The 13,846-nt window shown below is 59.7% G+C and carries 13 protein-coding genes; 6 read left to right on the forward strand and 7 right to left on the reverse strand.

Annotated elements, in window-relative coordinates; all coding sequences use genetic code 11:
• Positions 1-52: 52 nt before the first annotated feature.
• Positions 53-1,555, reverse strand: a complete 1,503-nt coding sequence (locus tag CAK95_RS18775; protein ID WP_157699676.1) for a porin — start codon at positions 1,553-1,555, stop codon at positions 53-55.
• Positions 1,556-2,669: 1,114 nt separating this feature from the next.
• On the opposite strand from CAK95_RS18775, the gene CAK95_RS18785 reads away from it, so the two are divergent.
• Positions 2,670-3,899: an MFS transporter gene (locus CAK95_RS18785; RefSeq protein WP_157699677.1), complete on the forward strand. Its 1,230-nt coding sequence runs from the start codon at positions 2,670-2,672 to the stop codon at positions 3,897-3,899.
• A 1,269-nt stretch (positions 3,900-5,168) separates the two neighbouring features.
• Here the strand turns inward: CAK95_RS18785 and CAK95_RS18790 are convergent.
• From CAK95_RS18790 to CAK95_RS18800, 3 genes are all read right to left on the reverse strand, one after another.
• A complete protein-coding gene (locus CAK95_RS18790; RefSeq protein WP_086089301.1) occupies positions 5,169-6,203 on the reverse strand; it encodes a calcium-binding protein in 1,035 nt (344 codons plus the stop codon).
• 317 nt (positions 6,204-6,520) lie between these two features.
• Complete coding sequence (locus CAK95_RS18795; protein ID WP_245303453.1) at positions 6,521-8,140, reverse strand: glycosyltransferase family 39 protein; 1,620 nt, start codon at positions 8,138-8,140, stop codon at positions 6,521-6,523.
• Between the two features lie 108 nt (positions 8,141-8,248).
• A complete protein-coding gene (locus CAK95_RS18800) occupies positions 8,249-8,851 on the reverse strand; it encodes a superoxide dismutase (RefSeq protein ID WP_086089302.1) in 603 nt (200 codons plus the stop codon).
• A 359-nt stretch (positions 8,852-9,210) separates the two neighbouring features.
• Between CAK95_RS18800 and CAK95_RS18805 the strand changes: the two genes are divergently transcribed.
• Together CAK95_RS18805 and CAK95_RS18810 are read left to right on the forward strand one after the other, a co-directional pair.
• Positions 9,211-9,987: a hypothetical protein gene (locus CAK95_RS18805; RefSeq protein ID WP_086089303.1), complete on the forward strand. Its 777-nt coding sequence runs from the start codon at positions 9,211-9,213 to the stop codon at positions 9,985-9,987.
• Between the two features lie 351 nt (positions 9,988-10,338).
• Positions 10,339-10,746 (forward strand): Ros/MucR family transcriptional regulator, encoded by a 408-nt coding sequence (locus CAK95_RS18810; protein ID WP_086089304.1) that lies wholly within the window; start codon positions 10,339-10,341, stop codon positions 10,744-10,746.
• Positions 10,747-10,792: 46 nt separating this feature from the next.
• Here CAK95_RS18810 and CAK95_RS18815 read toward each other — a convergent pair whose 3' ends face one another.
• Positions 10,793-11,176 carry a YybH family protein gene (locus tag CAK95_RS18815; RefSeq protein ID WP_245303454.1) on the reverse strand — a complete coding sequence of 128 codons (384 nt, stop codon included), beginning with the start codon at positions 11,174-11,176 and terminating at the stop codon, positions 10,793-10,795.
• A gap of 88 nt (positions 11,177-11,264) precedes the next feature.
• Here CAK95_RS18815 and CAK95_RS18820 point away from each other — a divergent pair, with 88 nt between their 5' ends.
• The 3 genes from CAK95_RS18820 to CAK95_RS18830 all read left to right on the forward strand — a co-directional run bounded on the left by CAK95_RS18820 (position 11,265) and on the right by CAK95_RS18830 (position 12,990).
• A complete protein-coding gene (locus CAK95_RS18820) occupies positions 11,265-11,618 on the forward strand; it encodes a winged helix-turn-helix transcriptional regulator (RefSeq protein WP_086091512.1) in 354 nt (117 codons plus the stop codon).
• A gap of 140 nt (positions 11,619-11,758) precedes the next feature.
• Entirely contained in the window at positions 11,759-12,214 is a 456-nt protein-coding gene (locus CAK95_RS18825; RefSeq protein WP_086089306.1) for a helix-turn-helix domain-containing protein, read from the forward strand.
• Positions 12,211-12,990, forward strand: coding sequence for a DUF6456 domain-containing protein (locus CAK95_RS18830; RefSeq protein ID WP_342587962.1), 780 nt, complete (start codon positions 12,211-12,213; stop codon positions 12,988-12,990). The genes CAK95_RS18825 and CAK95_RS18830 overlap by 4 nt, the downstream gene beginning before the upstream one ends.
• 82 nt (positions 12,991-13,072) lie before the next feature.
• Here the strand turns inward: CAK95_RS18830 and CAK95_RS18835 are convergent, their stop codons facing one another.
• Positions 13,073-13,366 carry a hypothetical protein gene (locus tag CAK95_RS18835; protein ID WP_086089307.1) on the reverse strand — a complete coding sequence of 98 codons (294 nt, stop codon included), beginning with the start codon at positions 13,364-13,366 and terminating at the stop codon, positions 13,073-13,075.
• A gap of 39 nt (positions 13,367-13,405) precedes the next feature.
• Positions 13,406-13,831: a SufE family protein gene (locus CAK95_RS18840; RefSeq protein ID WP_086089308.1), complete on the reverse strand. Its 426-nt coding sequence runs from the start codon at positions 13,829-13,831 to the stop codon at positions 13,406-13,408.
• Positions 13,832-13,846 lie beyond the last annotated feature (15 nt).

Consider the following 13,846-nt stretch of genomic DNA (forward strand, 5'->3'; position numbering starts at 1 on the left):
GGGGGATGTGAAGACAATCAGCCGCGCGGGTGATCGGCTGATTGCGTTGCACTCACGGCCAGAAGCTGCGCTGGACACGAAGCGCCGCAGACCAAACCCCTTGATCTTCCAGGGCGTAGGAACCGGCAGCGAGCCCGTTATTGGAAGAGGTCAAGGTGGCTGTCGAACCTCCGAACGCGGTATTCACCTCTGTGTAGGCCACTTCGAGGCCCACATCGAAATTGCGGACAGGAGTCCACATGGTGCGGGATGAGACGCGCCATGTCGAGAAATCCGGATCGCAGGCCGCGGGGTTGCTGATCACGACATTGGTGCCGATGCAGCGGGAGCCCAGATTGGCGATCAAGGCCTTGGCCCGGTCGGTGTACTGAACACTCATGTAACCAAAGACCCATGACGTCCTCAGGCTGGGTGTCCAGTAATGCTGGAACGCGACCGAACCGCCCCAGGTCTCAGTCAGTTCGAGCTCGGTCGAACCGCCCTCCGCCGGAGTAACGCCGCCGAACACCGCGTCGTTGAAGGCACCGAGTGCAAGACCGCCGCTTGTGTGCAGCGCGTTGTTCGAGTTCGCGAAAGCGACATAGCTCGAAGCGCCCTTTGCGTAGGCGATCTGGCCGGACAGCGTATCCTTGGAATCCCAGGGCATCTTCAGGGTCAAGCCGGCACCAACCGCCCAACCCCATTTTTCGTCCGGGTGGCCGCACGATGTCGTATTGGTGCCGCCGCCATTGCAGGTCGGCGATGAGTTGGTGAAATTATAACGCGCACCGACCTCGCGCAGCGCACCCATGATCTGGGCGGAGCCCCAGGCCTGGTCGACGCGGATATTGCCGACGAAATCAGGCATCCGCGCGCCCATGCTGTCGCTTGCGTTCGACGAGAATGGTGCAGCACCAAGCACGCCGGCGGTGTTCGCCGCGTTGCCGAGATCGACGACGCCCTTGCTGTGCGCATTGGAGTCTTCAAGCGATAGACTGGCCGAGAGGCCATTGCCGAACTGCCACGTATAGGCGGCGAGGTTCATGCCCGTTGAGCTGGTGCCGCCGTCGAAGGTGCCGGTGAGAAGTCCAAAGGACGATGCGCTGTAATGTGCGAAGAACGTTTCGGAGCGGCCAAAGGTGAAACCCGCGAACTGAATGAAGGCGCGCTCCAGAGCAACCGATGTGCTGGGTGCACCGTTCTCAATGGCGTTGTTTCTGACATTGACGCCGAAATTGAAGTATGACCTCAGCGTGCCGTATTCGGTCTGCGTGCGCGCATCCGCAGAGAGCCGGAAGCGCGACTGCATCGCGAAGGTGTTGGGGAGGCGGGTGAAGACGCCGGTTGCGTTGTTGACCGGATAAGCTCCCTGAGGCGCGTTGTGGTAGGCTTCAAAGCGGACATAGCCGCCGATCTTGATACAGGTGTCTGTGCCGGGGATGTAATAATAGCCGGCACCATACAGACTGCAGATCCTGACATATTCGACCGCTTTGGCCTTCACAGGAAGATCGGCGGATTGCGCAGCGGCTGCTGTCAACACGCTAGCCGCGGAGGCGGCGAGAATTGTCTTCATCAAGTTCATCGTAAGACGCACCCCATTTCAAAGGTCAGTTACATTCGGCATTCGTTGCCTGGGCCTGAATGTCGGTGCTGCATTACAGTCGGATGACACGCGCATAAGCGTTACGCGCATTCGGTGTCGTCGCACGGCGTTTCATTTCGCGTTGTTGTTGCGCTGGCGGATCGATGCGACGGAGCGTGAGATGTCGCTCAGTTGCTCTTTATTGTCTCTTTGAATGACATGTTGTTCCGATCGCGATCGATCGGGAAGACACGCTCGTGCGTCATACGCGATACGATTGTATCGCAAGCTACTTTATGGTGTGTGGCGATATGACCCGCGCATGCGGCTGCAACGGCAGATGTGTGATCCATCAGCAACGCATTTGCGCTGCGCGTCATCATCGAATTCGGTGATGGACATCATCGTGCTGTAGATCAAGCGCTGCTGTGTTGGCGACTTGATCCCGATCATTGATGGTCGGATTCGTGCGCGACGATGACCGCGCGTATTCTCGTCACGAGACAGACAATCTCATGTCATTCCACAAAGGCACACGAAGCTGAGTGCGCATTCTGGCGAACTGATGCGCGCCGCAGCTTGTCGGCTTGTTTTCAAATCCGTTCGCTGCGCTATCTTCGCATGATGAATGATCGCGTTGTGATGTTCGCACGTGTCGCGGTGTTGCGCCGTCTGATCGCTCCGATGATCGGCGAACGCGCTTCAATCGTTGATCGCGGGGTTGCTGATGGGTGCCGGCGTCTGGCTCCACCTGACGGAAGTGCACGACCACGACCGTGACCATGAACCGATGGCGCATGTTCATGGCCACGTGCACGACATTCAGCACCGGCACATGCACGGTTCCGATAGTCCTCCTGGGGAGCCGCATTCCCACCGCCACAAGCATGTCCGGCTGCGGCACAGGCATTCTCACGTGCCCGACATGCATCATACGCACCGGCACTGACGCTTCTGCAGGTGACGCAATGCTGGCGCATCGGCGCCTGGAACTTTGACTGGGCCCATCCGTCCTTGTCGCGCGGGCGGGATGCCCCATCTTCCGCCAACGCATGCCCCTTTTACCGGCACCGTGCTAAGCACCCCGCCAGCCGGGATTACGATAATGACGCCGACCACCATTGCCGCCGCTCCAACGCGTTCGACCGATTTTCGGGCGATCGGCCTCATCGGCGCGGCCCATTTCGTCAGCCACGTCTATATGCTCGTGCTGCCGCCGCTGTTTCCGTATGTGCGGGCCGAGTTCAATGTCAGCTATCTCGAACTCGGCTCGGTCATTGCCGTATTCAACATCATTTCCGCGGTGTTGCAGACGCCGGCCGGCTTTCTGGTGGACCGCACCTCGGCGCGGACGGTGCTGATCGGCGGCCTGCTGATCGGTTCGGCCGCCTTGGCCGCCGCGGGGCTGGTCTCGGGTTTCCTCGCTTTCGGCGTGATGTTCGCGCTGCTGGGGCTCGCCAATACCGTTTATCACCCGGCCGATTATGCCCTGTTGTCGAATCGGATCTCCGGGCCGCGGCTGAGCCAGGCTTTCTCGATCCACATCTTTGCCGGCTTCATCGGTACGGCGCTGACGCCGGCGGCGATGATCATGCTCGCAAGTTCGCTCGGATGGCGCGGGGCGTTCCTTGCGACCGCCATTCTCGGTTTCGTCGTTGCGCTTGCGCTGATGGCGTTCGGCGGGCCGCTGGCGGGGCGTGAAGCGGCGCGGGCCAAAGCCGCCACCGGCGGCACAGCGCCGGGGGCGGGCGACTGGCGCGTGCTGATGACCTGGCCGGTCATGCTCAACCTCTTGTTCTTCGTGCTGATTTCCGGCGTGTCGGTTGGCGTGCAGAATTACAGCATCGTCGCGCTTCAGGCCTTGTGGGGAACGCCAATCTCGTTCGGTACGACCGCCTTAACGGCTTACCTTCTGTGCTCCGCTTTTGCGGTCCTGGCCGGTGGCTGGATCACGACGCGGACGCATCGCCATGACCTTGTGGCGACGACCGGTCTCGCTCTCAGCGGCTTTACCTTGCTGCCGGTTGCCTTCTTCGACCTCGGCGCCGCTTTGCTATTGTTCTTCATGGGCTTGTCGGGCTTCTTCAATGGCGCGCTTCAGCCCTCCCGCGACATGATCGTGCGACAGGTGACGCCGCCCGGCGCGTTCGGGCGGGTGTTCGGCTTCGTCACCACTGGCTTCAATATCGGTGGCATCATCGCCCCGCCGGCCTTCGGCTATATGATGGACAGTGGTTCTCCCCGGGCGATTTTCATCGGCTCCGCCTTGCTGTCGCTCGCCGCTATCCCGACGGTGATGGCCACGGTTGCGAATCGCCCGCGCAAGGCGGCATAAGCCACTGGCAGAATCTTAATGTTCAGTAAGCGTAACAACCGCATGATGTTGCGGGAGATTTCGTCACAACGGCGATGATTGCTGCCATTGCAGCTTCGTCGGTTGTCTCTCGTTCGCTCAAGCGCGCGGCATGTGGTTGCGTACAGACGTTGTGAGCGAAAAGCAGCTCCGGTGCGTTTGCTACCGGCGTTTGTATTGCTGTCGGTGGTGTGCGGGGTGGTGCGTTCGGTGTTTGGAATCTGTCACGTCGTGACTGGGAATGTTGGCATGACCGGCGTCACCTGCGCCGCTGCCAAATCGATTGCAGTTATCGATACTTGGTCGTCGCTTCGCATGGAGCGATCCGTCTGCTGCGCTGCGACAGACAGACAACATCTCGGCAAAACATTTGTGAATAAGGCGGTGGATAACAATTCACCCCTTACGCAACGCGTCGGACCTCGCTTAGGATCGTTGTTGGTGGAGGTTGCGTCGTGTTGAAGTACAGATGCTCGCGAAGCGGCCGAGAAGTTACAACGAGTATCGAGACCGATACCGTCACGTTGCTTGAGATGCGCAACATGAAGTTGTCGGTTTGGTGCCCGCATTGCTCGACGTCGCATCAGATCAAAGTGAGCGAAGCCTATCTGGAGTCATTCGCGCTCGCGGCGGAATGATTGATCGGTAAGGCTGGCGTATGTGCCGGCGGTGTATGGTCGATACGCCGTGGTCAAACTTGCGCGATGTCGAAGCCAATCCGTTGCTGATAAAAATTGATGTGCGATCATTCTCATGCATGATCATGATCGCTATTTACTCCAGCTATTCATTCTACATGTCCGCGGACTGCGAACCGCATACGCAGACGAAGTGATCCCGGAGAGGACAATCGAAGATCGTACCCGACGCGTCGGGCGGTGTCGTTCTTGTCTAGGGCGTAAACCTGATCTGGCCGCCGCGGAGATATCATAGCTGAGAGCGTTTCGAGCGAAGTGGACATCGGTCTTCGCTGGCCATAGCCGGCTTCGTCCGGCGACGGCCGGCTCGTGTGAAGAAAACGCGTCAAAACAAAGAGCCGGCCCCCCGGCTTTGATGCCATCAAAACCGGAAGGCCCTAGCCACACGAGTCATCGGCGTGCTGTTGCAGGTTGGCGTCTTATGCGCTTTCGTGGGCCTCTCCGCCATTTCTTCTGGCGTCGATGATCGCGGGCACGGCCGTGCTTCAGGACGCTTTTGACCCAGGCTAGCTGGGCCTTGCCGTCAACGACACATACTTCTGACCCGGCTGTCTCACACGAAGAACTGGAAGTCCGCCTCGGTCAGGAGGGTCACGCCATACACCGTAATGTTATTCGCGTGGTCGAACTGAATGAGGCTGCTATCCGCAACGTGATCTCCATCGGTATCTATGGTTTTGATGTCGAGATCCGAAAACGATGCAAGACGGCGCCTCGAAAAGCCGCTCAGTTCGATGATGTCCTGACCTTGATGGAAGTCATGGACGTAGTCGCAGCCGTTATGCGGTGAGAACACAAATGTGTCTTCGCCCAGAAGGGAGACACTATCCGTGATTTGTGCATCACCCCACATGTGATCGGTCGTGCGGGCGGCGCTGATCAAGCGGTCGTCTCCAGCGTCCGTTGCGGTGATGGTGTGGCCCTCTCCGTACATGTAGTTGACGCCTCCCATACCGCCGATCAGCGTATCGTCGCCACCAATTCCGTTATTCAACCAGCCGGCGTCGCCGTAGATCAAGTTTGTGCTCTTTGCGCCGCCGATCAACAGATCGTTTCCACCTGTGCAACCGACGTTGAAGCCTCCGGCATCTCCGCTCAAGGTGTTTGTGGAGTTTCTCCCACCTATGATCGTGTCATTGCCGCCTCTGGAAAAAAATATATCCTCGGCGTCACCACATGCGAAGTTCTCGGAATTGTCGCCTCCGATAATGAGGTCATTTCCGCCGGTTGATGAGGATCGTGGCAGAGCATCCATCCGCTCTCCGTCGCCACTCAGATGGTTCTCGGAATTCTTGCCGCCTGTGATGATGTCATTGCCGCCTATCGCATTCGTCATCTGCCCGGCATCCCCCCACACGAAGTTCAGGGAGTTGTTGCCTCCGACAATGATGTCATTTCCACCGGTCGCTTCCTGCAACCCGCCAGCATCGCCAAACAAGTGGTTTTCGGACTTGTTGCCTCCGATGACTGCGTCGTTTCCTGGTGTTTGCTGGAAGAGCTGACCTTCAAAATCGCCAAAGACAAAGTTCGTCTCGCGATTGCTCCCCTTCAAAATCTCATTCGCCAATGTTCCGACAATTATTGCCATGACGCATTCTCCTTTTGGATCGAACGCCAGTCACTCGTGTTAGTTTGATACGGAGCTCGCTTGTTCAATTGATGAGGATCAATTTTGGGAATGCATCGCCGTCGGCAGCATTCACCGTCATGATAATCTCAATATGGATGTATGGTGGGCGGAACTGCATCGACCCGTTGATGGCCGTGGACTTTGCTCGGAAGCCCTGACGTCGCGACAAATTTCAAGGGGTAACATGCGCGAAATTTGCTTGTCTGTCGTGCGAAGACGGCCGATTGAACGCACTCAAGAAGACCGTCCAGAATAATATTTAACGCGCGGACACCTTAATGTGTAATCGGCGGCTCCGTGAACAGGCTGGGAATGTTGCGGCCGCGAATATCGTAAACGCGAGCAAAGACAACGCCGTCGCGTTCGATCTTCACAAGCTCCGGTGCGTTCAGTTCGGCGCAATAGAACTCGCCAAGCATTAGCGCGAAGTCAGCGCCCTTGGTGTTCCAGGTGATGACGAAATCGGAGCCGAGTTCGGCTTCAGCCGGCGGGTGCGGGCCGCACACGGCGATGACCCATCGCCGCCCTTCGGGGGTCGCGATGCCTTTTTCCTCAAGCACAGTCAGCAATTGGTCGGCGGCTTCCTTGAACGACAAGCCCCAGTAATCGAGCATGTAATGGTGGTTGGCACCGCGCATACCGCCACTGACGCGATTGTAGTGGGTGTATTGATAGGGGTGGAGACCGACCATATCGACGGCCGGGACGGCGAAGCCGGCGACCATCACCACAGCGGCGACCGCTGTGGCAAGGCGGGAGCGTTCGGCCAGCCAATGGAGCAGCCAGGCACCGGCAAGACCGCCCAGCACGGTCAGCGGCGGCAGCACGAAGATGAAATGCCGGATGCCGTTATAGAGAGCCGGCCGCGTGATGATGGTGATGCCGATCGGGATTGCGAAGGCCCCCGCCAGCAGCACCATCGTGGCGCGCCGGCGAACGGGAATGTCGTGGCGAACCGAGAGCCCGATGCCGGCGATGAGGCCGGGAATGCCAAGCAGCAGAAGAATTTCCGTGAGCTTCAAGCCGAACAGGGTCGGCAGGTAACTGCGCGGCATGTCCGGGACGGAAATGAGTTGTCCGTCGAACATTTCCTTCCAGGGCTTTTCGAAGAAGTGCGAGAAATAGCCGACGGCGCGGATCGGATTGAGCGGCTCCCGGATGCACCACGGCCAGATTACCGCCATCACGGCATAGGCGAGCAGGAATCCCGGAAGAAGCCGCAGCAGGAAGGCACCAAAATTGACCGCTGCCGGTTTCGCACCATCGGCGCGCATATCGTGGACGATCAGAAGCGCCATCGGCAACACCATGTAAAGTGCGGCCATGCCGCCCATGATGCGTGTGCCGAGCGTCAGGCCAAGACCGAGGGCGAAGATCAAGACGGTCACTGGTCTCGGCTTGGGATAATCCTCGAGGAGGCGCACCAGTCCGAACAACAGCACCGCCATCGCGACGGCGAACGGGGCGTCCTTCGCATTGATGAAGATATGTCCGTAATAGAGCGGCGTCGTTGCAAGCAGCGCCAGTGCGATCAAGCCGGCGACCGGCCCGCCGATGCGGCGAGCGAGTCGCCATATGACGAACAAACCGATGATGCCGACGGCTGCACCCACAAGGCGCCGGGTTTCGAACAGATCGTAGGGGAGGAGCTTGGCGATCAGGGCCGCCAGCATATCGAAGCCGCCGCCATACATGTAGAGATTGACGAAGGACAGCGCGCGGGTGTCGGTCAAGCCGGAAGCATAATAGTCGAGCAGCAATTGCCCGTATTGCGAATGGGTATAGTCGTCCCATCCGAGGCCGTAATCGTCGAAGGTAAGATAGGCGATGAGGACGACCGCGAGGAGGATAGCCCAGGCCGCGGCATCAAGGGCTCGCGTTGCCGAAAAGGACAAGCTTCCGGCCGCACCTTTCGCCGACGGTGCGGACGAAATAGCGGCCGCCGGGACTGGCGGCCGCACATTCGCTTGTTGGATGTTGCTCAAGGTCGCATGGAAGGCTGCTTACTTGGCGGCCTTCTCGTACATTTCGGCAACGTAATCCCAGTTCACCAGATGATCGACAAACGCCTTCAGATAATCCGGACGGCGATTGCGATAATCGATGTAATAGGAATGCTCCCACACGTCGCAGCCGAGGATCGGCGAGGCGCCCTGAACCAGCGGGCTTTCGCCATTGGCAGACTTCATGATGGCGATCTTGCCGTCCTTGACGGCAAGCCAGCACCAGCCTGAACCGAACTGGGTGACACCGGCCTGGGCGAAGTCTTCCTTCATCTTCTCGACCGAGCCGAGGTCCGCGATGATCTTCTTCTCGAGATCACCCGGAATCTTGCTGCCGCCGCCATTCGGCTTCATCCATTTCCAGAAATGGATGTGGTTGTAATGCTGGCCGGCATTGTTGAAGAGGCCGGGATTCTTGCCGAAGGAGCCCTTCACGATCTCTTCCAGCGGCTTGCCTTCCCACTCGGTGCCGGCAAGCAGCTTATTGCCATTGTCGACATAAGCCTTGTGATGCTTGTCGTGATGATATTCGAGCGTTTCGCGCGACATGTAGGGCGCGAGAGCGTCGTAAGAATAGGGGAGGTCGGGCAGCGTAAAGGCCATGATAGCGTGCTCGCTTCTCGGGTGACTTGCGGATGACGATAAGAAGGAAGGCAAACCTTCCTGCCCGGCGATTGTGGCGCCAAGGCAGCATTCAGTTAGGCGCTGGGTCATGATGAAGCAATTAATATTGTAGGTATTTTGCAGCAGAGGCGGCTGCCCTGCAATCCGGCTCGTGCGCAGGACGGCGAGGAACGAACCGGGCGGACGGCGCGTTAAGTGTGGTTAAGCCGGCCGTTCGATTTGGGCGTTAACGAAATTATAAGGTTTCACATGGCCCGGTCGGTCAACGGCTTGCTTGGGGCCGGGAACAACGTCACAATTCATTTAGAAATGTGGCGGCGGGCTTTGAGGACGACGGTATGTCTTTTGTGTTGATGCTGGTCGGAATTCTGGCGACCGCTCTGGGCGCGATTCTGATTGGATTCGGCATTCCGATCAATGAGTTCAGCCTGGGTAACACTCTCATTCTGGCGGGCACCGTCACCGCCGCAGGCGGGGTCATTATCTTCGCGCTGAGCCGCGTGGTCGCCCAGCTCTCCCGCATTGCGGATCAGCTTGCCAGCCGGCCGGTGGCTTCGGCGATAGCCGCCGGAGCAGAGGCGTTTGATCCATCCCGTTCGCCAATGGCTCCTCGGCCGCCGGCCCCGCGCGCGCCGGAACCCCGCTTGCAGGCTCCCGAGTTTGATATGCCGCCCGCCCGTCCGACGGAGGAGCACGAGGAGGCTCCCCTGTCGCCACGGGCTCCCGTTCGCGCGGCGCAATCGACACCTGAAACAGCCGCCCCGGCCGGCTGGCGGCCTCCGCGTCCGTCGGCGGAGCCGGCACAGCCGAAACCCGAACCTCGCCGGGCCGCCGCTGCTCCGCAAGTTGGTGCTGAAAATCCGTTCGAAGCCACATGGCCGGGCGGACGCAAGCCGGCGGCGGCTCTGCGCCGTGAACCGGTGATCGAACCGGCGCCGGAAGCACCGGCTGAGGCTCCCAAGCCGGAGCCCGTCAGCATCCTTAAATCCGGCGTCGTCGACGGCATGGCCTATACGCTTTACACCGACGGCTCGATCGAAGCCGAACTGGCGCAGGGCGTGGTGCGGTTTGGCTCGATCGAAGAGCTGCGCAATCATCTCGAAAAGAGCGCGTAACCGTCACACGGCCGTATTCGCATTCGTTTTCATCGCCCGCGTGACAGCCTCACGCGGGCGTTTTCACGCACCGTACCTCCTGTGGTGGGAGGATCGCTGTGAGCCAAGCGAATGGTGGGTGATCAACGCCAGAGCGGGCTCTTGACAAAATTCCTATAAGATTATATACCTAGTCCGTCTTGCTCAGGTGAGGGGTGCCGTCCGGAGGCGTGCGCTGCAGAGCCGGGACGCGAGATTGTCGCCACTTCTTCGCCAGGGCGGACCGTTGCTGTAAAGGCTGCAATATTGGAATTCGCGAATACTGGCCTATTCTATGGTCTTCGATTCCATGATTGCAGGTGGCCGTTTCAGATGACCAACGACAACAAATTCATCGATCAGACGGCCAGCATCGTTGCCGCTTATGTCAGCCACAACACGATTGCGGCCGATCAGGTGCCGGCGCTCATTGCCAAGGTGCACGCAGCCTTATCGCAGGTCTCGGGCGGACAAGCTGTCGCCGGCGGCGGTGGTGAGCCTTTGACGCCGGCGGTGCCGGTCAAGCGGTCGGTGTTTCCCGATTATCTCATCTGCCTGGAGGACGGGAAGAAGTTCAAATCCCTGAAGCGGCATCTGCGAACGCAGTACAAGATGTCGCCGGAGCAATATCGCGAGCGCTGGAACCTGCCGGCCGATTATCCGATGGTGGCGCCGAACTATGCCAAGACCCGCTCGCAGCTGGCCAAGAAGATGGGCCTCGGTCAGCAGCGCAAGCGCTGAGGCTGTCTGGCAATTCGCTCGTGCAACCAGCCCCGGACCGGGGTGTTCAAGCGACCCTGGCCAGCCCGGCCCCTGCAGCGTGATCGATCGCGTAGCGCCATGTTCCATCGGACTGCCTGCGCACGATTTCCGCCGAACTGCCGGACACGACGACGGTCCCATCGCTGCCGATGAACGTCCAATCTGCGCGCAGCAAAGCAATATCGCCGTGCTCAATGCAGAAGTTATTGTTGGAGATCATGGTTCCTGGCATTTGCATCAGTGCGTTCAGCTCGTCCGCGATCTCGCTTCGACCGCTCAGCGTTTTCTCGCTCGCATCCACTCTCAGCTTGGCGTCATGCTCATAAAGAGCAAGCAGGCTGTCGATGTTGCGGCTGTTGAAGGCACGGGCGAAGGCTTGGTTCATGAATCGGGGATTTGTCACAATCATCGCTTATCTCCTCTCGGCTTTGCGCGAACGCATAGACGAGTGGTTCGGAGCTATCCAAATGGAAAGGAACGAATCCAAGGACCCAAACATGGCACAGCACACAGCTTCGCTTCGTCTCGACGAGCCCTCTGCGCGTCGTCCGCCGGAATGCCCTGTCGAAGACTGGTTAGCTTTCCTCGGACATCGATGGAACGCGCTTGTTTTATGGCATCTCAAGGATGGGCCGAAACGCCATGGCGAACTCGCCTCGCTCCTGCCGGGAATCACGCCAAAGGTTCTGGTGGAGCGCCTGCAGGGGCTGGAAAATCGCGGCCTGGTCCTGCGATCGCCGCGTCTGGCATATCCGCGCAGTGTAACCTACGCGTTGTCGCGCCGCGGCGAGCAATTGACCCGCATCCTCGATCAGATCGAAACATGGTCGGCACTGATGGAGCGGCGGTGACCTCGATTTCGCGACGATTTCCCCACCTATAGTGCCGGATCTGCCGCCGCGGCGCGGTTTTTCAAAGCCGAAGAAAAAAGTTATCCCCGCACGGTCTGACCCATTGCATTCTGTAGGTATTAAGTCCTACAGAGGTGCAAATGGTCCATTCAGCGATCTTGCCGGCAACCCCGGCCGATACCAGCCCCGCCGCGGTCAATCTCATCTGCCCATCCGCGAACCGGCAGCGTGGAGTCATCTCCAGCGTTGTGTCCGCCGCTTTCGACGTTCCAGTAAAAGATCTGCGTTCGCCGAAACGGGGACGTGCCAAGGTGGCGCTCGCCCGCCAGGTGGCGATGTATCTCTCCCATGTCGTTCTGCGCATGACCTTGTGCGATGCCGGCCGCCTGTATGGCCGCGATCGCACGACGGCAGCGCACGCCTGCAGGCTCGTTGAGGATCTGCGTGATGAGCAGCGTTTCGATACCCTGCTGTCACTTTTGGAAAACATGGTGCGGGCGGAGATCATTCATCGCGCGGCCAGAGCGTTTTCAAGCGAAGGGGGCACAGGTTCACCTGAAGAAAACGCGACAACACAAAAGGACGGCGGGCGATGACGGTGCATAGCACCTCGCTCAAGCGTTCTGCGTTGCGCCTCCTGGAGCAGCTTGCCCCCGGTCAGCGCCCGGTAGCGTCAGCGCAGCAGGCTGATGCGGATCTTCTGGTGAAGAACGATCTTGCGACAATGCCGTCGCAGGGTTGCCTTGCGTTGACGGACGCGGGAAGGGCCTTCCTCACCCGAAGAGCTCATGCGCAGCAGGATCGTGGGGCTTCGCAGGTCGACGCGTTCCGTGCGCAGCATCTGTCGATCGTGAGCGCGGATGCATCGGCAAGAAGCGGCCTAGGGCCGAAATTCGATGAATCGGAAAGTCCGCTTGTGTGGCTCGCCCGGCGGAAGGGAACGGACGGCCGGCCGCTGATCGAACCGCATCAATTGCAGGCCGGTGAGCGGCTGCGCGCGGAATTCACTGCCGCGCAGATGATGCCGCGCACCACATCGAACTGGCATGCGCCGATCGCCGGGCGCAGACGCGATGGACATGCAGGCGAGCACATGACCGACCATATGGTGGCGGCGCGCCAGCGCATGCGGCATGCGCTCGATGCGGCGGGGCCGGAATTCTCAGGCCTGTTGCTGGACGTCTGCTGCTTTCTGAAGAAACTGGATGAGGTCGAGCGCGAGCGCCGCTGGCCAGCGCGTTCCGCCAAGGTCGTGCTGCAATTGGCGCTCGAACGGCTGGCCCGGCATTTCGGCTATCAGCGTGATGCGACCGGAAAGGCTGCGGCGGCTGTCCGCACCTGGGCGGCAGACGATTTCCTGTCGGAGATTTGAGGCAGGACTCATGAATTGAGATCACGACCCGCGCGAGCGGAAGCCTCAAGCCGACCCGCACCGAAGTCTCTGCGGCTTTCCTTCAACTGCCGAAGAGACTGAATATCGCAGCGAAGAAAGCAGCGATCGCGCCAAGCACACCAAAAACAACTGCGGCAATGGCATCCAGAACCATTTCGACAAGATCGGACGCCGCGCTTGCCGCAACCACGACAATGCCGAAACCGGCTGCGATCAGCAGAGACGTGAGAACGCTGAGAGCCATGAACCACAGCAGGAGGAAGATCAGCCCGCTCACGATCACCGTCGCCACGAGGCGTCGAGCCATGGCGCTCGCTGACGCAGGCCGCGTGACCGGCTCATGAGGTGCGTTCATAACCGGTTCTCCGGGGATCTGTGCATCGTGTCGCGGGGTCTAGGCGACGGCCATCGCGGCTCGGGCGTCCGACTGAATACGATCGACCATGGCGCGGAAGCCGTTCGAGCGCTGCGGCGTCAAATGCTCGCGCAGGCCGAGCTTTTCGAACAGGGAATGTGCGTCGGTCGACAAAATCTGCGTCGCAGATTTCCCGGAATACAGCGCGAACAGGATCGCGATCAGCCCGCGCACGATATGCGCATCGCTGTCGCCCTGGAACTCCAGAACGGGGCCGGCCGCACCGTTAGGCTGCACGGCGGTTTTCATCCAGACCTGGCTGGCGCAGCCGCGGACCTTGTTGGCCTCGGTCCGGGCCTCGTCCGGCAATTCGGGCAATGCACGGCCCAGCTCGATGATGTACCGGTAGCGGTCGTCCCACTCATCAAGCAGCTCGAAATTGTCAGTGATCTCTTCGATCGTCATCAGTCCGTCCGGTTC

It is taken from the genome of Pseudorhodoplanes sinuspersici (assembly GCF_002119765.1).
In the GTDB taxonomy this organism is placed as follows: Bacteria; Pseudomonadota; Alphaproteobacteria; order Rhizobiales; family Xanthobacteraceae; genus Pseudorhodoplanes; species Pseudorhodoplanes sinuspersici.